19 protein-coding genes are annotated in these 26,237 nt (G+C 70.3%); 6 read left to right on the plus strand and 13 right to left on the minus strand.

Features of this window, described 5'->3' with window-relative positions:
• Positions 1-73: 73 nt before the first annotated feature.
• A complete protein-coding gene (locus EDF63_RS09430; RefSeq protein WP_123312769.1) occupies positions 74-2,200 on the minus strand; it encodes a type IIA DNA topoisomerase subunit B in 2,127 nt (708 codons plus the stop codon).
• A 168-nt stretch (positions 2,201-2,368) separates the two neighbouring features.
• Between EDF63_RS09430 and EDF63_RS09435 the strand changes: the two genes are divergently transcribed.
• Positions 2,369-2,593 carry a hypothetical protein gene (locus tag EDF63_RS09435; RefSeq protein WP_071255055.1) on the plus strand — a complete coding sequence of 75 codons (225 nt, stop codon included), beginning with the start codon at positions 2,369-2,371 and terminating at the stop codon, positions 2,591-2,593.
• A 79-nt stretch (positions 2,594-2,672) separates the two neighbouring features.
• On the opposite strand, the gene EDF63_RS09440 is transcribed toward EDF63_RS09435, so the two are convergent.
• The 6 genes from EDF63_RS09440 to EDF63_RS09465 all read right to left on the minus strand — a co-directional run bounded on the left by EDF63_RS09440 (position 2,673) and on the right by EDF63_RS09465 (position 9,130).
• On the minus strand, positions 2,673-3,122 hold the full coding sequence (locus EDF63_RS09440; RefSeq protein WP_123312770.1) for a hypothetical protein: 450 nt from the start codon (positions 3,120-3,122) through the stop codon (positions 2,673-2,675).
• Positions 3,123-3,246: 124 nt separating this feature from the next.
• The gene (locus EDF63_RS09445) at positions 3,247-4,020 is read right to left on the minus strand and encodes a type 1 glutamine amidotransferase (protein ID WP_123312771.1); all 774 of its coding nucleotides are present in this window, start codon (positions 4,018-4,020) and stop codon (positions 3,247-3,249) included.
• Entirely contained in the window at positions 4,017-5,276 is a 1,260-nt protein-coding gene (locus EDF63_RS09450; protein ID WP_123312772.1) for a MurT ligase domain-containing protein, read from the minus strand. The genes EDF63_RS09445 and EDF63_RS09450 overlap by 4 nt, the downstream gene beginning before the upstream one ends.
• A gap of 4 nt (positions 5,277-5,280) precedes the next feature.
• The gene (locus tag EDF63_RS09455) at positions 5,281-6,531 is read right to left on the minus strand and encodes an RNA polymerase sigma factor (protein WP_123312773.1); all 1,251 of its coding nucleotides are present in this window, start codon (positions 6,529-6,531) and stop codon (positions 5,281-5,283) included.
• Between the two features lie 193 nt (positions 6,532-6,724).
• On the minus strand, positions 6,725-8,044 hold the full coding sequence (locus EDF63_RS09460; protein WP_123312774.1) for a nitrate/nitrite transporter: 1,320 nt from the start codon (positions 8,042-8,044) through the stop codon (positions 6,725-6,727).
• A gap of 156 nt (positions 8,045-8,200) precedes the next feature.
• Positions 8,201-9,130, minus strand: a complete 930-nt coding sequence (locus EDF63_RS09465; protein WP_123312775.1) for a proteasome assembly chaperone family protein — start codon at positions 9,128-9,130, stop codon at positions 8,201-8,203.
• 75 nt (positions 9,131-9,205) lie between these two features.
• Between EDF63_RS09465 and EDF63_RS09470 the strand changes: the two genes are divergently transcribed.
• The 3 genes from EDF63_RS09470 (at position 9,206) to sucB (ending at position 13,812) form a co-directional block, all read left to right on the plus strand.
• Complete coding sequence (locus tag EDF63_RS09470) at positions 9,206-10,714, plus strand: leucyl aminopeptidase (protein ID WP_123312776.1); 1,509 nt, start codon at positions 9,206-9,208, stop codon at positions 10,712-10,714.
• 154 nt (positions 10,715-10,868) lie between these two features.
• Positions 10,869-12,242 (plus strand): dihydrolipoyl dehydrogenase, encoded by a 1,374-nt coding sequence (lpdA, locus tag EDF63_RS09475; protein WP_111086393.1) that lies wholly within the window; start codon positions 10,869-10,871, stop codon positions 12,240-12,242.
• A gap of 73 nt (positions 12,243-12,315) precedes the next feature.
• Complete coding sequence (gene sucB, locus EDF63_RS09480; RefSeq protein WP_123312777.1) at positions 12,316-13,812, plus strand: 2-oxoglutarate dehydrogenase, E2 component, dihydrolipoamide succinyltransferase; 1,497 nt, start codon at positions 12,316-12,318, stop codon at positions 13,810-13,812.
• 105 nt (positions 13,813-13,917) lie between these two features.
• Here the strand turns inward: sucB and EDF63_RS09485 are convergent, their stop codons facing one another.
• Entirely contained in the window at positions 13,918-14,733 is an 816-nt protein-coding gene (locus EDF63_RS09485) for a hypothetical protein (protein WP_123312778.1), read from the minus strand.
• A 128-nt stretch (positions 14,734-14,861) separates the two neighbouring features.
• Between EDF63_RS09485 and EDF63_RS09490 the strand changes: the two genes are divergently transcribed.
• Positions 14,862-15,575, plus strand: a complete 714-nt coding sequence (locus tag EDF63_RS09490; protein WP_123312779.1) for a DUF4191 domain-containing protein — start codon at positions 14,862-14,864, stop codon at positions 15,573-15,575.
• A 268-nt stretch (positions 15,576-15,843) separates the two neighbouring features.
• Here the strand turns inward: EDF63_RS09490 and EDF63_RS09495 are convergent, their stop codons facing one another.
• Complete coding sequence (locus EDF63_RS09495) at positions 15,844-16,299, minus strand: RDD family protein (RefSeq protein WP_123312780.1); 456 nt, start codon at positions 16,297-16,299, stop codon at positions 15,844-15,846.
• Positions 16,300-16,439: 140 nt separating this feature from the next.
• Here EDF63_RS09495 and glnA point away from each other — a divergent pair, with 140 nt between their 5' ends.
• Complete coding sequence (gene glnA, locus EDF63_RS09500) at positions 16,440-17,864, plus strand: type I glutamate--ammonia ligase (RefSeq protein ID WP_123312781.1); 1,425 nt, start codon at positions 16,440-16,442, stop codon at positions 17,862-17,864.
• A gap of 206 nt (positions 17,865-18,070) precedes the next feature.
• On the opposite strand, the gene EDF63_RS09505 is transcribed toward glnA, so the two are convergent.
• The 4 genes from EDF63_RS09505 to EDF63_RS09520 form a co-directional block, all read right to left on the minus strand.
• Positions 18,071-19,498: a UDP-glucose/GDP-mannose dehydrogenase family protein gene (locus EDF63_RS09505; protein WP_123312782.1), complete on the minus strand. Its 1,428-nt coding sequence runs from the start codon at positions 19,496-19,498 to the stop codon at positions 18,071-18,073.
• Entirely contained in the window at positions 19,495-21,120 is a 1,626-nt protein-coding gene (locus EDF63_RS09510) for a glycoside hydrolase family 26 protein (RefSeq protein ID WP_123312783.1), read from the minus strand. Before EDF63_RS09510 ends, EDF63_RS09505 begins: the two co-directional genes overlap by 4 nt.
• Entirely contained in the window at positions 21,113-22,738 is a 1,626-nt protein-coding gene (locus EDF63_RS09515; RefSeq protein ID WP_123312784.1) for a glycosyltransferase family 2 protein, read from the minus strand. Before EDF63_RS09515 ends, EDF63_RS09510 begins: the two co-directional genes overlap by 8 nt.
• A 535-nt stretch (positions 22,739-23,273) precedes the next feature.
• A complete protein-coding gene (locus EDF63_RS09520) occupies positions 23,274-26,225 on the minus strand; it encodes a bifunctional [glutamine synthetase] adenylyltransferase/[glutamine synthetase]-adenylyl-L-tyrosine phosphorylase (RefSeq protein ID WP_123312785.1) in 2,952 nt (983 codons plus the stop codon).
• Between the last annotated feature and the right edge of the window lie 12 nt (positions 26,226-26,237).

The following is a 26,237-nucleotide window of genomic DNA, read 5'->3' on the forward strand; positions in this document are numbered from 1 at the left end:
ACTCGAGCCGGCTTCGCCGCGACTCGAGCCGGCTTCGCCGAGACTCGGGCCAGCAGCGCGGCAGTCCGGCGCGCTACGCGTCGATGCGGTCGCGGTCGAGGCCCTCGCCGGCCAGGATGAACTCCTTGCGCGGGGCGACGTCGTTGCCCATGAGCAGCTCGAACACCTTCGCCGCGCTCTCGGCGTGCGTGATGTTCACCCGCCGCAGGGTGCGGTGCGCTCGGTCCATCGTGGTCTCGGCGAGCTGGTCGGCGTCCATCTCCCCCAGGCCCTTGTACCGCTGGATCGGCTCCTGGTACTTCTTGCCGGTCTTCTCGAGCTTCTTCAGCACGGTCTGCAGTTCCTGCTCGGAGTACGTGTAGAGCGTGTCGTTGGGCTTGCCGCGGTTCACCACGACGACCCGGTGCAGCGGCGGAACGGCAGCGAAGACCCGGCCTTCCTCGATCATCGGTCGCATGTACCGGAAGAACAGCGTCAGCAGCAGCGTCCGGATGTGGGCGCCGTCGACGTCGGCGTCCGACATGATGATGACCTTGCCGTACCGCGCCTGGTCGATCTCGAACGTGCGACCGGAGCCGGCGCCGATGACCTGGATGATGGACGCGCACTCGACGTTCGACAGCATGTCCGAGACGGACGCCTTCTGCACGTTGAGGATCTTGCCGCGGATCGGCAGCAGCGCCTGGTACTCGCTGTTGCGTGCGAGCTTCGCGGTCCCGAGGGCCGAGTCACCCTCGACGATGAAGAGCTCGGTGCCCTCGGTCTCCTGCGACCGGCAGTCCGCGAGCTTCGTCGGCAACGACGAGTTCTCGAGCGCGTTCTTCCGGCGCTGCGTCTCCTTGTGGGCGCGGGCGGAGATGCGGGTCTTCATCTCGGCGACGACCTTCTCGAGCAGGGTCGCTGCCTGGGCCTTCTCGGTGCGCTGCGTCGACGTCAGGATCTCGGTGATGCGCTTCGACACGACCTGGTCGACGATCTTCCGGACCGCCGGTGTGCCGAGGATCTCCTTCGTCTGCCCCTCGAACTGCGGCTCGGGCAGTCGGACGGTCAGGACGGCGGTCATGCCGGCGAGCACGTCGTCCTTGTCGAGCTTGTCCTGCCCGACCTTGAGCTTGCGGGCGTTCGCCTCGACCTGCGCGCGGACGGCCTTGACCAACCCGGACTCGAAGCCGGCCTGGTGCGTGCCGCCCTTCGGCGTGGCGATGATGTTGACGAAGCTGCGGAACACGGCCTCGTAGCCGTCGCCCCACCGGAGGGCGAGGTCCACTTCGCAGGAGCGCTCGACCGCGGTGGAGACCATGTGGCCCTTGTCGTCGAGCATCGGGACGGTCTCGGTGAAGGTCCCGGTGCCCTGCACGCGCCAGACGTCGGTGACGGCGGTGTCGGTGGCGAGGTGCTCGACGAACTCGCCGATGCCGCCCTCGTAGCGGAAGCGCTCGACGACCGGACCGGCCTCGACGGCGGTGCCCGTCGCCTCGGCACGCGCGGCGGCGGCCTCGATCGAGGACACGCGCTCGTCGGTGATCGTGATGCCGAGTCCGGGGACGAGGAACGCCGTCTGCCGTGCGCGGGTGACCAGGTCGTCGGTGCTGAACCGCGCGTCGGCCGTGAAGATCTGCCGGTCCGCCCAGTAGCGGATGCGGGAACCGGTGACGCCCTTCTTCACCTTGCCGACGACCCGCAGCTCGCTGCCCGAGGTGAAGGGGCTGAACGGGGCGTCCGGACCGATGCCCTTGGCGTCGTCGAACGTGCCGGGCTCGCCGCGGTGGAAGGACATGGCGTAGGTCTTGCCGCCGCGGTCGACCTCGACGTCGAGGCGCTCGGACAGGGCGTTGACCACCGAGGCACCGACGCCGTGCAGCCCACCCGAGGCCGCGTACGACCCGGAGCCGAACTTGCCACCGGCGTGCAGCTTGGTGAAGACGACCTCGACCCCGGTCAGGCCGGTCTTCGGTTCGACGTCCACCGGGATGCCACGAGCGGTGTCGCGGACCTCGACCGAGCCGTCGGCGTGCAGCACGACGCCGATCTCGTCGCCGTGCCCCGCGAGGGCTTCGTCGACGGAGTTGTCGATGATCTCCCACAGGCAGTGCATGAGCCCCCGGGAGTCGGTCGAGCCGATGTACATCCCCGGACGCTTCCGGACCGCCTCGAGCCCTTCGAGGACGGAGAGATGGCGTGCGGAGTAGTCGGAGCTCACCGTCCGATGCTACCGAGCGGCACCGACACCCTCGTCGTGGACACTCGCACTGGGGACAACCGATCCGCGCTCAGCGAAACAGCGCTGCACAATGCATCGTTCTCAGGCATCACGTGTTGAAATGGTGCAACCACCCGGCACCACCTGCGATCCGTGAGGAGCACAGCAATGACCCAGACCGTGCAGGACCCCTCCATCGACGAAGTCAGCAACCACCAGCTGACCGCCGCCGACCGTTGCGACAGCTGCGGGGCGCAGGCCTACATCCGAGCCACCATGTCGAGCGGCGAACTGTTCTTCTGCGCCCACCACGGCGCCGAGTTCAAGGACAAGCTCGCGGCGACCGCCATCGAGTGGCACGACGAGAGCAGCCGACTCTACGAGTCGAAGTAGCGCGCGAAGGCGCGAGCACAGCAAGACGGGAGGCCCGGTGCCAGCTGGCACCGGGCCTCCCGTCTGTCTGTTGCCCGTCTCAGAACGCGCGGTTCAGCGCCCAGGCGGCGCCGCGGTAGCTGTTCGGCCCCCAGACACCGTCGATGGGGCCGCTGTAGCGGCCGTGGGCGGCCGCCCATCGCTGCAGCGCTGCGATGGTCAGGGGGTGCTCAGTTCCGTAGAAATTCCCCGACTGGTAGTACCCACCGACCGCAAGTCGCTTCGCGACGAAGAACCAGGCGGGCGAAGTCATGCGACCGTCGATATCACCTGAGTACCCGGCCATGCTGCCGAGGCACTGGAGCCGCTTGTAGAAGATCGTTCCCGGAACCCCGTCGAACTCGGTCGTGGTCGTCGGCACCGAACTGCAGGTCGAACTGATGCGGGGCGTCGCGGCATCAGCAGGAGCTGTCTGGACGACGGCCCCGGCAGTGGTCAGTGTCACGACGAGGGCGCCGACCACGGCGAGGACGGATTTGTTGTTGAGCATGAAGCCTCCTTTGTCGGCTCCCAACATTTCACATCCTGCACACGAGCGGACGGGGTTGGCAATTGTTGCCACTTTTCAGAGACGATGAAGGCCGGGTCCCGTCGGGACCCGGCCTTCGTGAGCGTCACGCGATGCGCTTGAACGCCTTGTCGACGTAGCGGTCGACGGTGGCGCGCGCTTCGCGTGCGTAGCGGTCGATGGTCGCCGTCTGCTCCGGGTCCGGCGTGTACTCGCGGCCCAGCCGTGCCACGGCTGCGGCGAGGACACCGTCGGTCAGCTGCGGGTTGAGCGGCAGGATCGGGCCCTGGGTGTGCGTGCCGAAGGACGTGCCGACGATCGCACCCTCGACCGGGGCGCCCGCCTGGTTGCCGCCGCCGGACACGACGTCGGCGAAGGGAGCGACCGCGGCCGCGAGCTCGATGCTGGTGGCGTGGTCCTCGAAGCCGGCGAGACGCTTCGGCGCTCCCGGGAGCAGTGGGTACCGGGTCTCGAGCACGAAGTAGTTCACGCGCCGCTCGGCACCGCGGACGGCGCGGGCGTCGAACACGCCGAACCCGGCGACCGGTGCGCCCTCGGTGGGGACGACCTCGTTCGTCGACAGGTCGAACCCGCCGCCGACCGCGATCACCGGCACCCCGTCGCTGACGAACGCACGGAGCGGGGCACCGATGCGCGTGACGTCGGCGCCGAGTGACCGCATCGCGCTGAGCGGTCCGTTGCCGATCACGACGACGTCGGCCGCGGTGGGGAGCTCGTCGCCGGGCGCGTACTCGAGCACCTCGGTGTCGAGGCCGGCTGCAGCGGCACGGCGCACGAGGGCCGCGACGTTGCCACGGTCGCCCGAGACGCCCATCTGCCGGGGGTAGACGTGCAGGATGGTCAGCCGGTCGGCCGTCATGCGGTCTTCTCCATGTCCGGGTGGCCGAGGGCCTTGCGGGCGATCATCATGATCTCGTAGTTGACGATGAAGTTCTTCGTCCCGCTGGTCGTCGAACCGAGCTGCTCCATGTGCTTGATCGCGGCCTCGACGTCGGGTTCGACCCGACCGATGCGGACACCGGCGTGCTCGAGGGCGATCGCGATCTGCCAGGCCTTGTCACCGGAGACGACGTCGACGTGGTCGAGCTTCGAGAAGTCGATGTCGTAGATCCAGGAGATGTCCGGCGTGCCCTCGTCGATCGCCATGAGGACCTGCTCGGGGCGGTCCGGCAGCGCGTCGAGGTTGAGCTGGAGGCTCGCGGCGTTCTTGAACATCGTGAACTCGGCGGACTCGCCTGCGATCGGGAGACGTTCCCCACGGCCGTAGGCGGGCTTCATCGTGCCGAAGGCCTTCGTGACGGCGTCGGCGCGGAACTGCGTGCCGAGTGCCGCGCTGGCAGTGGCCGTGGCTGCGGCGGCGTCGACCGCGTAGTGCAGGCCGCGGGCCGGCAACCGGACCGGGATCTCGGTGCCGTCGAAGCGGATCGTCGCACCGTCACCGGTGTTCACGACGACCTCTGATTCGGCGGCGTTCGGCTGGGCGTCCTGCCGGTCGAAGTCGTCGGCGTTCTGCAGGCCGTTCGGCGCCGCGGCGACGACCTCGGCGCTCGCACCGAAACGCAGGACGCGCTGACCGGTCCGCGCCACGTAGGCGTCGAGGAACTGGTCGTCGCGGTTCGTGATGACGCTCGCCGTCGACAGTGCCGCGGTGTCGAGCATCATGTCGGCGACGCGTTCGGTCTCGAAGAACCGGTACAGCTGGTCGACCTGCACGTTGAGCATCGTCACCGTGGACGGCGACAGGATCCCGGCGAGTTCGACCGCGAAGGCCTCGTCGACCTCGAGGATGCCGATGTCCGCCTTCAGGCGACCGGTCAGCGAGACCTCGGACAGCAGCGCCGACGCGATGCCCTGCGGCAGGTTCGCGCCCGAGGGGTTGGTGAAGACACGGAGCCCGTGCGCCCGGACGATGTCCGAGATCATGTGCGTCGTCGTCGACTTGCCGTTCGACCCGAGCACGAAGACGACACCGTTGGGGAACTGCTTCGTCACGTGCTGCAGGAAGTCGGGCACGAGCTTGAGCACGATGAAGCCGGGGTACGCGGATCCCCCGCCCCGCGCTCGCGCGAGGGCACGGAGAATCCGCCCGATCAGGATCGGGATGAAGAACCGCATCGGCCTACTCGAGGTAGTCGCGCAGCGACTGCGACCGCGACGGGTGGCGGAGCTTCGCCATCGTCTTGGACTCGATCTGGCGGATGCGCTCACGCGTCACACCGAACGTGTCACCGATCTGGTCGAGGGTCTTCGGCTGGCCGTCACCGAGGCCGAAGCGCATGCGGATGACGCCCGCCTCGCGCTCGGACAGGGAGTCGAGCAGGCTCTCGAGCTGCTTCTGCAGCATCGTGAAGCCCACGGCGTCGGCCGGCACGACCGCCTCGGTGTCCTCGATGAGGTCACCGAACTCGGAGTCGCCGTCCTCGCCCAGGGGCGTGTGCAGGGAGATCGGCTCGCGGCCGTACTTCTGTACCTCGACGACCTTCTCCGGGGTCATGTCGAGCTCGCGGGCCAGCTCTTCCGGAGTGGGTTCGCGACCGAGGTCCTGCAGCATCTGGCGCTGGACGCGGGCGAGCTTGTTGATGACCTCGACCATGTGCACCGGGATGCGGATGGTCCGGGCCTGGTCGGCCATGGCGCGGGTGATCGCCTGGCGGATCCACCACGTCGCGTAGGTCGAGAACTTGAAGCCCTTGGTGTAGTCGAACTTCTCGACCGCACGGATGAGGCCCAGGTTGCCCTCCTGGATGAGGTCCAGGAACTGCATGCCACGGCCGGTGTAGCGCTTGGCGAGCGAGACCACGAGGCGGAGGTTCGCGCCCAGCAGGTGCGACTTCGCACGCTGACCGTCGCGGGCGACCCAGCGCAGCTCGCGCTCGGCCGGCTTGGTGAGGCCGGTCGAGTGCTGCAGCTTGTCCTCGGCGAACAGGCCGGCCTCGATGCGCATCGCGAGCTCGACCTCCTGCTCGGCGTTGAGCAGGGCGACCTTGCCGATCTGCTTGAGGTAGTCCTTCACCGGGTCGGCGGTCGCGCCCGTGATGGTCGTGGAGTAGACCGGCGCCTCGTCGTCGTCGGTCTGCGAGATGACGAGCGCGCCGGCAGCGACCGCAGCGGCGGCGTCGGGCTTGATCGCCTTGTCGTCGGTTTCCTCGACGTCCTCGGTCGGCTCGTCGGTGGCTTCGTTCGCCTCGTCGACGGGGTCGACCTTCTTCGCCTTCGGGGCGGCCTTCTTGGCCGGGGCCTTCTTGGCGGGGGCCTTGGTGGCGCGCTTCTTCGGCGCGTCGGTTCCCTCGGTGTCCGTGGCGTCCTCTGCCACAGCACCTTCGGGCTGAGTGTCCTTCGTGGGATCGATCGTCGTGCTCCGGGCAGCCATGCGATCACCTCTCTCGTCGTGCCACGTTCGTGGGGTCGTGGCCTCCCTCGCCGCCCAGGGCCCGAGCCGCAGTCCCCCGCGTCGTCGAGTCCTACCGTTCCGGGCAGCACTAAGACCCATGTCAAGTCCCCCGTGTCGATCGGCGCTCCGAAGTGCTCCGACAGGAAGGGGGTCCTGAGTGGGTCCGTGATCATTATTGCACGTGCCGCTTCCGCAGGCGCGCAACGAGTGCAACCCAGAGCGGTCCGACGCGTATTCCCTCCTCCGCGTGGAGCACTCGCCGTGTCCGGCGCCGAGCGTGCAGGAGCATCGCGACGCCGAACCCGACCACCAGGTACTGCACCGTGAGGGCCACCCGGAAGTTGTCCCAGGCGAAGACGGTCTCGCCGGTGACGCGGGACATCACGTCGAGCAGCAGCCCGATCAGGTACATCATCACGAACGCCGCCAGGAAGCCGCCGACGTTGACGACACCGTTCGCGGACCCCAGGGAACCGACCGGGTTGAACGTCCGGGCGAAGTCGAACCCGATCAGCGAACCGGGGCCGCCGATCCCCATCGCGACGACGAGCAGCACGAGCAGCCAGGTGGGCGGGTGGCCGGGCCAGAGCAGGATGGCGGTCCACACCACGGCGAGCAGCACGACGACCCCGAGCACGAGGTTCGAGCGGCGCATCGGGAACCGCGCGCACAACAGGCCCAGCACCGGTCCGGCGACGAAGCCCACGGCGACGATGATCGTCAGGAAGCCGGCGGCCTCGGCCGGGCTGTATCCGAGCCCACGGAGCATCGGGACCCCCCACAGCAGCGAGAACACCGTGCCGGAGGACTGCGTCACGTAGTGCGACCAGAAGCCGAGCTGCGTGCCAGGACGCCGCAGCGCGTGCCCGAAGGTCCGGAAGGCGGCGCCCCACGAGTGCGGCAGCGGGATCGTGCCGGTCCGGACGACGACCGGGCCGTTCCGGACGAAGACGAAGGCCAGGACGAGCCCGACGGCGCTCACCGCGGCGGCGACCCCGAACGCGGGAGTCCACCCTGCGGCGTGCAGGAGCACCGCGAACGGGAACGCCGACAGGATCTGGCCGATCTGCCCGAGGTTGCCCGTCCACTGCGAGATCTGCGGCAGGATCCGGCCGCTGAACCACATCGGCACCAGACGGATCACCGAGATGAAGGTCATCGCGTCGCCGGCACCCACGAGCACGCGTCCCGCGATCGCCGGGCCGATCGTCGGCGAGAAGGCCACCACGGCCTGCCCGACCACGAGCAACGCGGCGCCGAGCAGGACGAGCTTGCGCGGCCCCACCCGGTCGAGCGCGACACCCACCGGGATCTGGAGTCCGGCGTACACGGCGATCTGCACGACCGCGAGTGTGGAGAGCACCGCCGCCGACACGGCGAACCGGTCCTGCGCGTCGACGCCGGACACCCCGAGCGAGGACCGCTGGACGACCGCGAGGACGTAGGCGAGCACCGCGATGCCCCAGACCAGGAAGGCGCGACGGGAGTTCACCCCGACAGGGTACCGATCCGGCGGAGCCGGATACGCGACGGCTGTCGTCGAGGCTCGCGACGCTCTGGTCACGACCGGACGACGGACGGGAGGCGCGGTGCGGGCCCGCCACGGGCCTCCCGGCCGCCGTTCCGGACCGTCCAGTGCCCGACCCGGCTACTCGCCGCCGTCACCCTGGGTGCGACGATCCGCCAGGAAGCGCTCGAGCTCGGCCGCGATCGCGTCCGCGGTCGGCACCTCGCCGTCGACGTCCGTGAGCGGCGACGCGACCGGGTTGCCCTCCATGTACGTGTCGTGCCGCTCCTCGAGCACACCGACGAGTCGCTGCAGCTCGGCGTTGCCGGCGACCTGCTCCTCGACCCGGGTGAGGAACTCGCGACCCGCTTCGCGCAGGGCGTCCGTCGGGAAGATGAGACCGGTGGCCGCGGCGATGCCGGACAGTGCGGCGACGGCCGCGTCCGGGAACTCGGTGTCCGACAGGTAGTGCGGCACGAGGAGCACCAGGCCGGTGACCTGCGAGCCGGTGGACGCGAGCCGGTGCTCGACCAGGTGCAGGACGTTCGCCGGCGCCTGGGTCTCGGGCTTCCAGACGCTCATCTGCTCGACGAGGTCGGCACGGGTGCCGGAGACGGTCAGGCTGATCGGCCGGGTGTGCGGAACGGGCATCGGGATCGACTGCACCCAGGTGGTGTCCGCGACCTGGAGCCGGGCGGCGAGGCCGGTGACGGCGTCCACGAACCGGTTCCACTGGAAGTCCGGCTCGTACCCGGACAGGAAGAGGAACGGCTGGCCGATCTCGTCGCGCACCAGGTGCAGCGCCAGGCGGGGCGGCTCGACGGCGGCGATGTGGTCGTGCTCGAAGGTGATGACCGGCCGTCGGGCGCGCCAGTCGAGCAGGACGTCGGGGTCGAACTCGGCGACGAGCTGGGTGTCGAGGTCCTCGAGCACGGACGTCGTCACCTGGGCCACGGCCGAGCCGGCATCGGCGAAACCGGTGAGCCCGGCGACCAGGTGCAGTCCGGCCGGGACGGTCGGGGCGGCCTCGTCGAACGTGTAGAGCTCCTCGGGGTGGTTCACCGTCCCCATGCTAGGCGGGGCCACCGACGCACCCGCGCGGGACGGCCACGCCGACAGCGAACAGCGCGCGGATAGGGTTGGCGCATGGTCCGACCGACGCTCTCCACCACCAGTTCCGCCCCCGAGACCACCACCGTCGACGTGCTCGTCGTCGGGGTCCGCCCCGGGTCGTCCACCGACGCCGCGCCGTCCGGCGACACCGCTGCCGGCGCGTCCCTCGCGCCGAGCGCCGCCGGTGTCGTCGAGGCACTCGCCGGGCTCGACCTCGCGGCGATCGGCGTCACGGGCGCCAAGGACCAGCTCGTCCGCCTGCCCGGCACCGGCGTGGCCGCGTCCTCGATCGCACTCATCGGTCTCGGGTCGGCCACCGGCGTCGCGGCGATCCGTGCCGCCGCCGGCAGCGCCGTCCGCCAGCTCCCGCAGGTCGCCTCGATCACCCTGGCCCTGCCGACCGACTCGGCCGAGCTCGTCGACGCCGCACTCGAGGGTGCCGCGCTGGGCGCCTACGCCTTCACCCGCCACAAGGGCGCCGGCACGACCACGCCGACGCGGGGTGACCAGCGCATCGAGGTCGTCGCGCCCGCCGACGTCGCCGCCGACGCGGCAGTCCGGCCCGCGATCGTCGCCGACGCCGCGTCGCTCGTCCGCGACCTGGTCAACACCGCCGCCGGCGACCTCGGGCCGCAGGACGTCGCCGACGTGGCGACCGGCCTCGCCGCGGACCTGCCGCTCACGGTCGAGGTCCTCGACGAGCAGGCGCTCGAGGAGCAGGGCTTCGGCGGCATCCTCGGTGTCGGCCGCGGTTCGGCCCGTCCCCCGCGCCTGGTCGTCGTCCGCTACGCGCCGGAGTCCGCCACGAAGCACCTCGCCCTCGTCGGCAAGGGCATCACGTTCGACTCGGGCGGGCTCTCGCTCAAGCCGGCGGCGTCGATGCTCGGCATGAAGACCGACATGACCGGCGCCGCCACCGTGCTCGCCGCGACCGTCGCCGCCGCGCGCCTCGGCCTCGACGTGCGCGTCACCGCCTGGCTCGCACTCGCCGAGAACATGCCCTCGGGCACGGCGACCCGCCCGGGAGACGTCCTCACGCTGAAGAACGGCAAGACGGTCGAGGTCACGAACACGGACGCCGAGGGCCGCCTGGTGCTCGGTGACGGCATGGCCGCCGCCTCGCTCGAGACGCCCGACGCGATCGTCGACGTGGCCACCCTGACCGGCGCGCAGGTCGTCGCACTCGGCGACCGCACGACGGGCCTGATGGGCAGCGACGACCTCGTCGCGAAGGTCCGCGCCGTGGCCGAGGGCGTGTCGGAGCCGATCTGGCCGATGCCCCTGCCCGAGGAACTCGACGCGCGGCTCGCCAGCGACGTCGCCGACATGGTCAACGCCACGGTCGGCAACCCGGCCGGCGGCATGCTGCTCGCCGGCAAGTTCCTGGAGCGCTTCGTCGGCGAGGGCACCCCGTGGGCGCACCTCGACATCGCCGGCCCGTCCGAGCACAAGGGCGGCGGCTACGGGTGGCTCGGGAAGGGCGCGACGGGTGTGATGGTCCGCACGCTCATCGCACTCGCAGAAGACCTCCAGTCCGAGTAGTAGGTTTGGTACCGGTGGGACGGGGCATCGACGCGCCTCCCACCGGTACTGCACGGGACGGGACCGGAACCACGCGGTCCGACCGTCGGACGCCGCCCCCGCGGTGTCCACGTAGGGCCCGATCGGCCCGACACGCACGAGGGAGTTGCACCAGGTGACGGAACAGACTTACGACGTCGTGGTCCTCGGTGGCGGGAGCGGTGGCTACGCCGCTGCGCTCCGGGCCGCCGAACTCGGCATGAGCGTCGCGCTCATCGAGGGCGACAAGCTCGGAGGGACGTGCCTGCACCGTGGCTGCATCCCCACCAAGGCGCTGCTGCACGCGGCCGAGGTCGCCGACGCGACCCGCGACGCCGAGAAGTACGGCGTGATCGCGGAGTTCGCCGGTGTCGAGGTCCCGAAGGTCATCGAGTACCAGCAGGGCGTCATCACCTCGAAGTACAAGGGCCTGCAGGGCCTCATCAAGGCCCGCGGCATCACCGTCGTCGAGGGCTGGGGTCGACTCACCTCGCAGAACACCGTGCAGGTCGGCGACCAGAACATCGTCGGCAAGAACGTCGTGCTCGCGACCGGCTCCTACTCGAAGTCCCTGCCCGGACTCGAGATCGGCGGGCGTGTCATCACGTCCGAGACCGCGCTGCGCATGGACTACGTGCCGAACAAGGTCGTCATCCTGGGTGGTGGCGTCATCGGCGTCGAGTTCGCCAGTGTCTGGAAGTCCTTCGGTGCCGAGGTCACGATCGTCGAGGCGCTCCCCCACCTCGTCCCCGCCGAGGACGAGTCCATGTCGAAGCAGCTCGAGCGCGCCTTCCGCAAGCGCGGCATCGAGTTCTCGCTGGGTGTCCGGTTCCAGGGCGTCGAGCAGCACGAGAACGGCGTCGTCGTCACGCTCGAGGACGGCAAGACCTTCGACGGCGACGTCCTGCTGGTCGCCGTCGGTCGCGGCCCGGTCACGCAGAACGTCGGCTTCGACGAGGTCGGCGTCGCCATGGACCGCGGCTTCGTCACCACGAACGAGCGCCTCGCCACCAACCTGCCGAACGTCTACGCGGTCGGCGACATCGTCCCCGGGCTGCAGCTCGCGCACCGCGGCTTCCAGCAGGGCATCTTCGTCGCCGAGGAGATCGCCGGGCTCAACCCGGTGGTCATCGAGGACAAGAACATCCCGAAGATCACGTACTCCGACCCCGAGGTCGCCTCCGTCGGCCTGTCGCAGGCGAAGGCCGAGGCCGAGTACGGCGCCGACAAGGTGGACTCGTACGAGTACAACCTGGCCGGCAACGGCAAGAGCCACATCATCGGCACGTCCGGTTCGGTCAAGGTCGTCCGCGTCGTCGACGGCCCCGTCGTCGGCGTCAGCATGATCGGCGCCCGCGTCGGCGAGCTCATCGGTGAAGCGCAGCTCGCCGTGAACTGGGAGGCGTACCCGGAGGACATCGCTCCGCTCGTGCACGCCCACCCGACGCAGAACGAGGCCCTGGGCGAGGCGTTCATGCACCTCGCGGGCAAGCCGCTGCACGCGCTGTGACCCGCACGAGTCCGCGCCCTGTGACAATGACATCAACAACAACTGCAACCCCCCGCGAAGAGGAGTCCACCCGATGAGCGAATCCGTCAGCCTCCCGGCGCTCGGCGAGAGCGTCACCGAGGGCACGGTGACCCGATGGCTGAAGAACGTCGGTGACCGGGTCGAGGTCGACGAGCCGCTGCTCGAGGTCTCGACCGACAAGGTCGACACCGAGATCCCGTCGCCCGTCGCCGGCGTCATCGAGGAGATCCTCGTCCAGGAGGACGAGACCGTCGAGGTCGGCACCGCCCTCGTGAAGATCGGTGATGGCTCGTCCGACTCCGGTTCCTCCGACGCCGGTTCGTCCGACGAGTCCTCGAACGAGGCCGCTGCCGAGGCAGAGGCCCCCGAGGCCGAGCCGAGCACCGAGCAGGAGTCCGAGACCCCCGCCCCGGAGCCCACCGAGCCCGAGCCGGCTCCGGCCGGACAGACGCAGCCCGCAGCCCCGCAGGCACCGTCCGCGCCACCGGCCGCCGCCCCGGTTCCGCAGGCAGCCCCGGTCCCGCCGCCCGCCGCCGCCCCGGCTCCCCCGGCCGCGGTCCCCGCCCCCGCAGCACCGGCCGCAGCGCCCAGCGCGACGACCGCCGCCGCGGTGCCGAACCCGTCGCAGGACGGCGCAGCCTCCGGCTACGTCACGCCGCTCGTCCGCAAGCTCGCCAACGAGCAGGGCGTCGACCTGTCCACCGTCACCGGCTCCGGTGTCGGCGGGCGCATCCGCAAGGAGGACGTGCTCGCGGCCGTCGCGAAGGCCCCGGCCGCCGGTGGTGCAGCTGCACCCGCCGCCGCGTCCGGCCCGTTCGTCGCCGAGGTCTCGCCGCTGCGCGGCACCCGCGAGAAGATGACCCGTCTGCGCAAGGTCGTGGCCGAGCGTGCCGTGCAGTCGATGACCTCGACCGCACAGCTCACGAGCGTCGTCGAGGTGGACGTCACGAAGGTGGCGCAGTTCCGCGACGCCCACAAGGCGGAGTTCCTCGAGAAGACCGGTTCGAAGCTCTCCTTCATGCCGTTCTTCGCCCTGGCTGCCTCCGAGGCGCTCAAGGCCCACCCGAAGATCAACTCGACGGTCGAGGGTGACGAGATCGTCTACCCGGAGTCCGAGAACGTCTCCATCGCGGTGGACACCGAGCGTGGCCTGCTGACCCCGGTCATCAAGGACGCGGCGTCGCTCGACCTGGCGCAGTTCTCCAAGTCCATCGCGGACCTGGCGGAGCGCACCCGGAACAACCAGCTCAAGCCCGACGAGCTCGCCGGCGGCACGTTCACGCTGACGAACACCGGTTCGCGTGGCGCGCTGTTCGACACCCCCGTCGTGTTCCTGCCGCAGTCGGCGATCCTCGGTACCGGCATCGTCACGAAGCGTCCGGCGGTCGTGAAGGTCGACGGGCAGGAAGCGATCGCGATCCGTTCGTTCGTCTACCTCGCGCTGTCGTACGACCACCGGATCATCGACGGTGCGGATGCATCGCGGTACCTGGTCGCGGTGAAGAACCGCCTGGAAGAGGGCAACTTCGCCCCCAACCTCGGGTACTGACACCCCGCAGCACGGCCGACGGCCCCGGTTCCCCTTCGTGGGGAGCCGGGGCCGTTCCCGTTCGTGGGGAGCCGGAGCGGTCCTCGTTCGTCGGTGGCCGAGGCGTCAGCCACCACCGCCCGGCGCACCGGCACCGAGCGCGGAGACGGCCGCGACGACCGTGCCGATCGCGACGACGACGCCGACCAGGGCGCGCCGGAGCGGCACGCGTCGCTCCACGCCGACGGGGATGCCGAGTTCGACGACCGCACGCAGCCGAGCCGCCACACCACCGGGATCGAGCGGCGGGTCGGCCTCCGCGAACACCAGGTCGGCCGGGGGTGGCGTCCACCGGAACGGCCGTGGCGGCGCAGCGCCCCGCACCGTGTCGAGGGCCGTGCTCGCCGCGGTGCGGTCACCGTCCAGTGCCGCGACGAGTGCGGCGTCCACCTGGTCGCGCGACGGATCGCGCGGGTCCACCCGGTCCCAGACCACCCGCGCGGCGAGCACGAGGACGCGTGCGGCGTCGGTGCTGCCCGGGTCCGTGCCGTCGCGGACTGCCCCAGCCGGGTGGTCGCACAGCACGACGGCGCCGGCGTCGTCCACCAGGACGTCGTCGATCCCGGCGACGCCGAGCCGCAGCGCACCGTCCACCGCCGCGACGAGCAGCTCGAGCAACGGGACGCAGAGGGTCACCGCGACCCCGGTCGTCGGGGCGCCGAGCCGTTCGAGCGCAGCCGGGAGCGGCGTCCCGCACGGGCGGTCGAGCAGCACCACGAGTCCGCCGTCAACGGTCCGACCGACCGCCGAGACGGGGACCAGGTGGCGGTGCCCGGTGGCGCACCGGTCCGCCACCCACGAGGCAGCTGCAGCGTCGTCGGCCTGCGCGACCCAGCGGTCGGTCCGGGCGCCGTGGGTGCCCTGGTCGGTGCTCGGGTCCATGGTGACGAGCGTGTCGGACGCGGGTCGGGCCTCCTGGCCGTCCGGCCCGACCTGTGGACAACGCGTGTTCGCGCACAGCCGGACCGGCTGCGGTCTCCCCCGGACCGCGGAGGCCGTATCCTGTCAGCATGGCACGCAGCACTTCCACAGACACGAAGGCGAAGGAGCCGGGGCGTCTCAAGCAGATGTTCCAGGTCTTCCAGATGACCCGGCGGGCCGACCCGTCGTCGGTCTGGTGGTTCGCCCTCGCATTCGTCGGCCCGGTCGTCCTCGGCATCGTGCTGGCGCTGGTGCTCCCCGGCCAGAACTGGCTCGCGATGATCCTGTGGATCGTCGCCGGTGTCCTGATGGGCGTGCTCCTCTTCCTGATCGTCCTCGGCCGGTTGGCCGAACGCGCCGCGTACTCCCAGATCGAGGGGCAGCCCGGCGCCGTCGGTGCGGTGCTCTCCAACTCGCTGCGTCGGCAGTGGCGCTCGAGCGAGATGCCCGTCGCCGTGCACGGCCGGTCGCAGTCCGCGGTCTACCGCGCGGTGGGTCGCCCCGGCGTCGTCCTCATCACCGAGGGCCAGCGCGGCAACCTGAAGCGGCAGCTCGACGAAGAGCGCCGCAAGGTGCAGCGCATCGTCCCGAACGTCGCGGTCCACGTGGTCAGCGTCGGTGACGGCGACGACACCATCACCCTGCACAAGCTCCCCCGTGCGATGAACAAGTTCAAGAAGTCGCTCAACCGCAACGAGGTCCTGGCGGTCGCGAACCGCCTCGACTCCCTGACGCAGAGCCCCGCGGCCGCGATCCCGAAGGGCATGGACCCGATGCGGGCCCGCGCCGGCCGTCCGCGCTGATCCGCTCCCGAAGCTGCACTGCAGAACGCCCCCGACCGTGCCAGGTCGGGGGCGTTCTGCGTGCGTGCGGCGGGTGGGGCCAGCCGGGCGCACCGTGCGGCTTCGGTTACCCGGTGCGGGGTTGGCCGCTCGGTGCGAGCCTGTCGCGCTGCACCGAGCGGGCAAACTCCCACGTGCCGACGAACCTCGCACCGTGCGCCGCAGGACCCGGCCGCACGCCGGCGACGAACCTCGCACGGTGCGCCGCGCGAGCCGCACGGGACGCCGGTCAGCGCCGGACCAGCACCGTCCCGGCGATGCGGTCGTGCGCGCCGCGGCTGTCCCGGTCGATGATGAGCGCCGGCACCACCAGGCAGAGCAGGACGGTCCGGACGACCGGACGCCACACCCCCACGTAGCCCCCGCGCATCGGAACGACGCGAAGGCCGACGCAGATGTGCCCGAACGAGCCGGACAGCAGGCAGATGAAGAGCACCTGGAGCGCGGCGAAGATCGCCAGCTGCACCCACGAGTGCGCGATGTCCCCGGAACCGTTCACCGGCGACCAGACCCCGGTCACGTAGGCGATGAGGTCGGCGAGTGCTCCGTCGATCAGCAGGGCGACGATCCGCCGTCCGATCCGCCCGACGCTGCGGGGACCGTCCTCGGGCAGCCCCAGGTCCTTGCCCGGCCAGCCGTCCGGGTGCTCGGAGGGCGCGGACGGACGGGAGGAGCTGCTGGCCATGCGACAAGCGTAGGCGACCGGCCGCCCGTAACACGCCCGAAACAATCCAGTCACGTCCGGGAAACCCCGTGTCAATAGCCTCGTCGGAGGTGCCTTGATCGGTGCCTCCGACATCACCCAACCCATTGGAGATCGGCCCCATGTTCAGCGATTCCTCCGAGGTCCTGGCCTTCATCAAGGACACCGACGTCAAGTTCCTCGACATCCGATTCACGGACCTGCCGGGTGTGCAGCAGCACTTCAACATCCCCGCCTCGACCGTCGACGAGGACTTCTTCTCGGTCGGCCAGCTCTTCGACGGCTCCTCGATCCGTGGGTTCGCGTCGATCCACGAGTCCGACATGCAGCTGATCCCCGATGTGACCACCGCGTACGTGGACCAGTTCCGCGCCGAGCGCACGCTCATCATGATCTTCGACATCTACAACCCGCGGAACGGCGAGATCTACGGCCGCGACCCGCGCCAGGTGGCGAAGAAGGCCGAGAAGTACCTCGCGTCGACGGGCATCGCGGACACCGCGTTCTTCGCCCCCGAGGCCGAGTTCTACATCTTCGACGACGTCCGCTACTCCGTCACCCAGAACGAGTCGTTCTACGCGGTCGACTCCGAAGAGGGCGCCTGGAACACCGGTCGTGACGAAGAAGGCGGGAACCTCGCCAACAAGACCCCGTACAAGGGTGGCTACTTCCCCGTGTCGCCGGTCGACAAGACCGCCGACCTGCGCGACGACATCACCCTCAAGCTGATCGACGCCGGCTTCGAGCTCGAGCGCTCGCACCACGAGGTGGGCACGGGCGGCCAGCAGGAGATCAACTACAAGTTCGACACGATGGTCCACGCCGCGGACGACATCCTGAAGTTCAAGTACATCGTGAAGAACACCGCTGACCAGTGGGGCAAGGTCGCGACGTTCATGCCGAAGCCGCTCTTCGGCGACAACGGCTCGGGCATGCACACCCACCAGTCGCTCTGGTCGGAGGGCAAGCCGCTGTTCTACGACGAGAACGGCTACGGCGGCCTGTCGGACCTCGCTCGTTGGTACATCGGCGGTCTGCTGAAGCACGCTCCGGCGCTGCTCGCCTTCACGAACCCGTCGATCAACTCGTACCACCGCCTGGTCAAGGGCTTCGAGGCGCCGGTCAACCTGGTCTACTCGGCCGGCAACCGTTCGGCTGCGATCCGCATCCCGATCACGGGCACCAACCCGAAGGCCAAGCGCATCGAGTTCCGCGCACCGGACGCCTCGGGCAACCCGTACCTCGCCTTCGCCGCGCAGCTGATGGCCGGCCTCGACGGTATCCAGAACCGCATCGAGCCGCACGAGCCGGTCGACAAGGACCTCTACGAGCTCCCGCCCGAGGAAGCCAAGGGCATCCCCCAGGTTCCCGGCTCCCTCGACGAGGCGCTCGACTTCCTCGAGGCGGACCACGAGTTCCTCACGAAGGGCAACGTCTTCACCGAGGACCTCATCCAGACCTGGATCGACTACAAGCGCGAGAACGAGATCCTCCCGCTGGCCCAGCGCCCGCACCCGTTCGAGTACGAGCTGTACTTCGGCGTCTGATCCCCACGCACGAAGGGCCCCGCACCGTCAGGTGCGGGGCCCTTCGTCTGTGCCGCGACAGCGACAGTGTGCTGCGAACCATTCACGGGATTCTGTCGCTTTCGCGAGACGATTCGGCCGGCTGGAGCGCGCGTCGCACCGCACGCCAGCACGCACGGGAACGGGGCCCGTGCCGCCCGGCGCGGACCCCGCTTCGCGAACGGTGACTACCGAGCCGTGGCCAACGAGTCGTTCGTCCCCGCTGCGACGCTCACGGGTGCACCCGTGACCGGCGTGGGCCGTCCCAGGGAACGGACGGTCCACCCCGCTTTGACCCAGTCGTGGACCGGGAGGCAGTTGCGCGCGTCGATCACGACGCGGCGACCGACGAGGTCACCGAGGGCGACCGGGTCGGCGGTGATGATCTCGTCCCACTCGGTGAGCACCAGGACGACGTCGGCGCCCTCGATCGCGTCCGTCATCGACGCGGCGTAGCTCAGCGTCGGGAACGAGCGCTTCGCGGGTTCCATCGCCTCGGGGTCCCAGAGGGTGACCTGGGCGCCGCGCAGGTGCAGCGCAGCGGCGACGTTGAGCGCCGGGGAGTCCCGCACGTCGTCGGTGAGGGGCTTGAACGCGGCGCCGATCACGGCCACGCGACGGTTCAGCACCGATCCCCCGGCCGAGTCGATCGCCATGTCGATGACCCGCTGACGCTGGCCCATGTTGATCTCGTCGACCTGCTGCATGAGCCCGACGACCTGGCCCGCGCCGATCTCGTTCGCGCGGTGCATGAGGGCCCGGATGTCCTTCGGCAGGCAGCCGCCGCCGAAGCCGAGGCCGGCGTTCAGGAACTTCCGGCCGATGCGGGCGTCGTGCCCGAGGGCGTCGGCGAGCGTCGACACGTCGGCGCCGGTGATCGCGCACATCTCCGAGATCGCGTTGATGAACGAGATCTTCGTGGCGAGGAACGCGTTGGCGCTCACCTTGACGAGCTCGGCCGTCGCCAGGTCGGTGGTGATGACCGGGGTGCCCTCGCTGATGGGTGCGGCGTAGACCTCGCGGATGACGGCGTCGGCGGCCTCGGACGCGCCGCCCCAGACCAGGCGGTCCGGGTGCAGGGTATCCTCGACGGCCTTGCCCTCGCGGAGGAACTCCGGGTTCCAGATGAGCTCGGCGTCGATCCCCGAGGGCGTGAACTCGCGGACGATGCCGCGCAGCCGCGCTGCGGTGCCGACCGGGACCGTCGACTTGCCGACGATGAGGCCCGGGTGGGTCAGGTTCTCGGCGACACCGCGGGTGGCGCTCTCGACGTACGCCAGGTTGGCGGCGTGCGAGCCGGCCTTCTGCGGGGTGCCGACGCAGACGAAGTGGACGTCCGCGGCGGCGACGGCCGACGCGATGTCGGCGGTGAACCGGAGCTTGCCGCTCGCGACGTGCTTCGTGATGAGCTCGGGCAGCCCGGGTTCGAAGAACGGGACCTCGCCGGCGGACAGTGCGGCGAGCTTCGCCGGGTCGACGTCCACGCCGATGGTCTCGAAGCCCATCTCGGCCATGGCGGCCGCGTGGGTGGCACCGAGGTAGCCGGTGCCGATGACGCTGATGACGGGTGCGGGACGGGTGTCGGCCTGGTCGGGCGACTTCTTGGACGCGGTCATGGCGTGACCTCCTGCAGGTCGTAGTCGATGTCGTTGCGCTTGATGCCCTCGGCGAAGGCCGCCAGGGAGTCGGCTCGTGAGTTGAGCCGCCAGTCGTTCGTGGTGCGTGTGCCGTCGACGATCGTGGTCGCGGTCTCGCTGAAGTACGCGAAGCCGATGATGTCCGAGTTGGCGGGGTCGGCCAGGGCGTCGAAGAGCGAGTCGATCCACTGGGTCTTCTGCGGGTTCGAGACGCTGCCCCCGGTCTCGGTGGCCCCGATCTCGTTGAGCACGATGCCCTTGCCCGGCGCGACCTGCCGGATCTGGGCGAGAGTCGCGCCGAACGTGTTCTCGAAGGTCGGCTGCTCGGTGGCGTCACGGTAGTAGCCGCTCATGCCGACCCAGTCGACGTACTCGGCGCCCGGGTAGTAGTTCTGCATGTACTCGAGCGTCTGGTACTTCGCGTTGCCGAGCTTGTCGATGCGTGACGGCGACCAGTCCCAGATGGCGTACTGGTTCGCCCCGTTGGCCTGGAAGACGTTCCAGACGTGCTGCCACATCGCGGTGTACGAGCCGGCGGCGTTCTGCTGCTTCGCCGATTCGGACCAGTTGTACCACTGACCGTTCATCTCGTGGTCGAACCGGATGACGAGCGGCTGGCCGTTGGCCGCCAGCGCCTTGGCGTACTGCGTCAGGTAGGCGTCGAACTTGCCGGAGATGACGTCCTCGTTGGTGTACCCCTCGACGTACGGCTGGTCGTTGCCCGTCTTGGCGGGTACCGACTCCCACGTCATCATCGGCAGACGCCCGTTCGCCCACGAGCGCTGGACGGCGTTCTGGTTGAAGTCCTGGTCGAAGCCCTGGAAGAAGCCGACCATGTTCGTCGCCTTCCCGACCTCTTGCGAGACCTGGTCGTACTCGGACCAGTTGAACGGGGACTGCGCCGTGTACAGGCCGTACCAGCGGGACTGCTGCGCGAGGATGTCCGCCTTGGTCGGGACCGCCACGGGCGTGGTGCCCGGGTCGGTCGACGGGCCGGGGTTCGGGTTGGTGACCCCACCGGAGCCGCCGCCGGAACCGTCGGACCCGCCGGAGCCGCCGCCCGAGCCGCTCCCGCTCCCCGAGCCGGACCCGTTGTCGGACACACCGGACCCGCCGGACCCGCCGGACCCACCGGACCCACCGGACCCGCCGGTCCCGGAACCCGAGCCGGAGCCCGAGGTGCCGGCCCCGTTCGCACCGGAACCCGAGGCGTTGACGGAGGACGAGCCTCCCGAGCCCTTCGCGGAACCGAGCTGGGACTGGAGCGACGCGATCTGCGCCTTGAGCTGCGTGATCTGGTCGCCGCGCGACCCGGCCTGGGCCGTGCGGGAGTCGAGCTTGCCCTCGAGCGCCCAGATGCGGTCCTGGGCGGCGTCGAGCTGCGTCTGCAGCTCGGCGGCGGACACCTTCTTGGCCTTCGGGGCGGTGACCCCGAGCGCCTGGTGGACGGCGGTGGAGACGGGGCCGGCCGGGGAGACCCAGACCGACCAGGTGATGAGGGCGAGGGCGAGGACGATGGCGGTCGTGCCGACGGCCGTCCAGCGGGCGTGCTTGCTCGACTGCGCCCACCAGGTACTCGAGGAGCGGATGATGTCAGACAATGAGGAACGCCTCCAGGGCGAAGATCGCGAAGCCGATGCAGTACGGGATCGCGGCGTACGGGTTGTACCGGCGGGCCTTCACGGGGGCGGTCCGTGGGGCCGCGGGCTGCTGGTCGGCGAACGCCGCTGCTGCCTCGCGCCGGGTCGCGAGCACGGTCGCGGTGGAGTTGGTCGTGGCGTCGGCGCCGAAGAGCTCGTCGAACGCGCGGTCCACGGCCACCTGCTCGTGCGCGGCGCCGGACGGTGTGCCCTGCAGCTGGACGAATCCGTCGAGCGCCTGGGCGCGGTCCGCCGCGTCGATCGGGCTGAACGGGATCTGCGTGCCAGGGGTGGTCGGCTGGACGCTCTCTGCGGGGTCCTCCTGCATCGGACCGCCGGCGTAGGCGCCGGCCCGGGTCCCCCAGCCGGACGCGTGCGCCAGGCGGAAGAAGCCGATGAGCCGGATCGGCATCAGGAAGAACGTCGACACGATGATGAACATCGGCAGGCGGAAGAAGTCGCTCGGCTTCTCGGCCAGGTGGCGCATCTGCCGGATGGCCATGCTGAGCACCGACGACACGACCATCAGCGCGGCGACGTAGACGAAGCCGGTCGAGAAGCCGTACTGCGACAGGATGCCCTGGTACAGGTTCTCGCCCTGCCCGGTGAAGGCCCGGTAGACCCAGCCGGCGATGACGCCGAAGAGCATGAACGGCAGGATGATGTCGGTGATGAAGAACGCCGCCAGCACCGGGGCGTGGCCGAGCATCCACGGCAGCATGCGGAGCGTGTTGTACTGCGAGCCGCGGGCCCAGCGGAGCTGCTGCTTGAACAGCTTCTTCACCTGCAGCGGGGCGTCCGTGTAGACCAGCGAGGTGTACTGGTAGACGGTCCGGTACCCCTCCTTGAGCGTGAGGTTCGTCAGCGTGCGGTCGTCGGAGACCTCGAGGAAGACGCCCATGAACTTCTCGTGCATGAACTTGTCCATGACCCGGACGAGGATGTTCCGTCGGAACGCGATCGTGCGCCCGGGCAGGCAGCCGATCTGCCCGAGGACGCTCTGCGCGGGCATCGAGTACAGCGCTCGGGAGTTCTCGAGCCAGTCGGCCCAGCGCGTGATCCAGCTGCGCTCGGGCTCGAGGATGCGCTGCCGGGTCGTGACGCCGCCGACGGACTCGTCGGCGAAGGGCTTGAGGAGTTCCTCGAGCGCGCCGGGGGTCCAGACGGTGTCCGAGTCGACGAGCACCGTGATGTCGCCGTTGGACATCTCGGTGCCGACCTTGACGGCGTTGCGCTTGCCCGGGATGGGCGTGTGGGTCCAGCGGACGAGCGGGGCGAACTCGTCGCAGACGGCTTCGAGCGCCTCGTTGCGGGCGCCGTTGATGACGACGATGATCTCGCCGGGTCGCTGCTCGACCATGCGACCGATGACGTCGCGGAACAGGTCGAGCGGTTCGTCCACGACGGGGACGACGACGCTGGTGGTACCGACGAAGGTGCCGGTGAACGGGCGGTAGCGGGCGGAGATGACGACCTTGACCAACCAGAGCAACCAGATCACCGCGGAGTACACGGCGAACAGGTAGAACTCGGGGTGGCCTTCGACCATCTGCCTGATCTGCAGAATGAAGGTGAACACTGATCCCTGCTTCAACGTTCGAGGTGGAGATTCCGCGACGTTGGGGAATCAGGGTCGGTTCGGGTGATGCCATTGACGCAGAAACCTGAACCCCCGCGCAACGCGACCCCCGTCCGGGGGCGTTTCGAACGCGTTACGGGGTACACACTTGTCCCCATCTCCGCCGGGACCGGTGGTCCCCCCTCGTGCTGACAGCACTCCTGCGGACCGGGTCCACCCGATCGGTCACCCTGGTACGCGACGCGTGATGCCGGGAGGCGCGGATCACCACCCCGAGAAACCCCTGTTCAGGGCGTGGTCACCGGGCGAGTCGGCGCGCACCTCCGGCAGGTCGGCCGGCAGCCCGGTGCGGGGTGGTCACGACGCGGTAACGACCGGCCCCCCGACGCCGCTCGGGGTACAGTCCGAAACGAACGGGGGACGGTGCGCGACACGGGGAATTAACCTCCGACGTCCCGTCACCTTCGGCTCCGGGGAGCATGCCCGGGCGTGTCGCGGTTGCGTCGGTGGCGCGTGGGGCCGGGTCGGTGGCGCGTCAGGCGCCGTAGAACTCGCGCTCGAAGACCTGCCGTGCACGCCGGGTGACGCCGAGGTAGTCCTCTTCCAGCTGGCTCGCCGAGCCGGGCGGGTACTCCATCAGCCGCGCGACGCCCTCGAGCTGCACGCGGTCGACGGGCAGCACGTCCGTCGTCTTCCCCGACCAGAGCACCAGGGCGCTGCGCGTCCGCGAGGCGAAGCGCCAGGCCGCACCCAGCCGCTCGCCGTCGTCGGCGCTGACGAACCCCGCGGACACCGCACCGTCGAGCGCCTCGAGCGTCGACGTGGTGCGGAGCGCCGGGACCTCGAGTGCGTGCTGGAGCTGCAGGAGCTGGACGAACCACTCGACGTCGCTCAGTGAGCCCCGACCGAGCTTGAGGTGGCGGGCCGGGTCGGCACCGCGCGGCAGCCGCTCGGACTCGACGCGCGCCTTGATCCGCCGGACCTCGCGCACCTCGTGCTCGTCGATCCGCTCCGGGTAGCGCGTGCGGTCCGCCAGGTGCTCGAAGTCGCGGAGCAGCTGCGCATCCCCCACGGCGCCGCGGGCACGGAGCAGCGCCTGCGCCTCCCACGTCAGCGACCACCGGGCGTAGTAGGCACCGTAGGACTCGAGGGTGCGGGCCACGGGGCCGTTCTTCCCCTCGGGGCGCAGGTCGATGTCGAGGTCGAGCGGGTGCACGGTGTCCTCGGTGAGCCGGTTCAGCTCGCGCACGATGGTCTGCGCCGTCCGGGAGGCCACCTCCGACGGCAGGTCCGGGGCACGGTAGACGTAGAGCACGTCGGCGTCGGAGCCGAAGCCGAGCTCACGGCCGCCGTACCGGCCCATCGCGATGATCCCGAACTCGAAGTCCGCCGGGGCGTCCCGTCGAGCGAGCGCGAGGGCCCCGGCGAGCGTCGCCTCGGTCACGTCGCTGAGTGCCGCGCCGAGGGCGTCCACGTCGAGGTGCCCGAGCACCGCGGCCATGCCGAGGCGCAGGGTCTCGCGGCGACGGGCCGAGCGCAGCAGGCCGGCCGCCCCGTCGACGTCGTTGCCGTGCCGCGCGGTCGTCGCGGTCATCTCGGCGAGCAGCGACTCCATCGGGCGGGCACGGAGGAGCGTTTCGGGTTCGTCGAGCCAGGCGACGGCCTCGGGGAAGCGTTCGAGGAGTCCGGACAGGAACGCCGACTCGGACAGGACCGTGGTGAGCGAGTGCGCGGCCCCGGACGAGTCGCGGAGCATCCGGAGGAACCAGCTCGACTCCCCCAGCGTGTCGCTGAGCCGTCGGAACGCCAGCAGGGCCCGGTCGGGTGCCGGCCCCTCGGCCATCCACCGCAGGAGCACCGGCAGCAGGTTCCGCTGGATCGCCGCCCGTCGGCTCGTCCCCTGCGTGAGTGCCCGGATGTGCCGCAACGCACCGGGCGGGTCGACGAACCCGATCGCGCCGAGACGGTCGACGACCTGGTCGTCGGTCAGGACGATCTCGTCCTCGGTCGCGGCGACGGCGGACAGCAGGGGCCGGTAGAACAGCCGCTCGTGCAGGCCACGGACCTCGAGCTTGACGGCACGCCAGCGGGTCTCGAGCGCGGAGGCCGAGGTGGCCACGCCGCTCGACCGGGCGAGGACGCGCAGCTCTTCCTCGTCCGTCGGCATCAGGTGCGTCCGCTGCAACCGGCGGAGCTGGATGCGGTGCTCGAGGACGCGGAGCAGGGCGTAGTCCGGGCCGAACCGTGCGGCCTCGGCCCGCCCGACGTAGCCGGCAGCCGTCAGGGCGTCCATCGCCTCGAGGGTGGACCGGACCCGGACCGACTCGTCGTCGCGGCCGTGCACGAGCTGCAGGAGCTGCACGGTGAACTCGACGTCCCGCAGCCCACCGGGACCGAGCTTCAGCTGCCGGTCGACCTCGCCGTCGGGGATGTGCTCGGTGACGCGTTCGCGCATGCGCTGGACCGACTCGACGAACCCGGGGCGCGCCGACGAGCTCCAGACGAACGGGGCGACGGCGTCGGCGTAGCGGGCACCGAGGTCGGCCGACCCGGCGATCGGCCGCGCCTTCAGCAGCGCCTGGAACTCCCACGACTTCGCCCACCGCTCGTAGTAGGCGACGTGCGAGTCGAGCGTGCGGACGAGGGCACCGTCCTTGCCCTCCGGTCGCAGGTTCGCGTCGACCTCCCACAGACCGGGCTCGGCGGCCAGGTCGGTGATCGCGTGGGTCGCGGCGATCGCGATCCGCGTCGAGATGAGGACGGCGCGGTCGGTGCTGATCTCGTCGGTGGACTCGGTGACGAAGATGACGTCGACGTCGCTGACGTAGTTCAGCTCACGGGCGCCGGCCTTGCCCATCGCGATCACGGCGAGCGGGGTAGCGGCGACGTCGGCCGCCGGGAACGGGACCTCGCGCCGGGCCACGTCGACCGCGGCGTCGAGCGCTGCCCCGGCCAGGTCGGCCAGTCCGGCGGCGACCGCCGGGAAGGCCTCGGTCGGCGACGTGTGCAGCACGTCGTAGAGGGCGATCTGGGCGAGGTGCCGGCGGTACCGCACCCGCAGGCACATCCGCGCCTCCTCGCCGGTGGCGCCGTCGATCGCGTCGATCAGGGACGCCGTGTACCGCTCCTGCGACCAGGGTGCGACGACGGGCTCGAGCAACAGCGCGAGCTCGGCCGGTCGGCGGTGCAGGAACTCCCCGAGGCCGACCGAGGCGCCGAGCAGTCGGATGAGCCGCTCGGTCGCTGCCTCGTCCGCCAGGACGGGGCGCAGCTCGTCAGGAGCACGTTCCAGCAGCCGTTCCAGCAACCGCAGCGCACCGTCGGGATCCGCGGTGATGCCCCAGAGCGCAGGGGTGCCGCTGACCGGCAGCGGGACGACGGAGCCGAACCGCGCCTCCAGGTCGGCGATCCGCTCGAGGCTCTCCGACAGCTCGGCGAACCCCAGGCGGGCCAACTCGGAGCGCGACGACGTCGTCCGACCGGTCATGTGGTGCGCTCG

The sequence above is a fragment of the Curtobacterium sp. JUb34 genome, from assembly GCF_003755065.1.
Lineage (GTDB): Bacteria > Actinomycetota > Actinomycetes > Actinomycetales > Microbacteriaceae > Curtobacterium.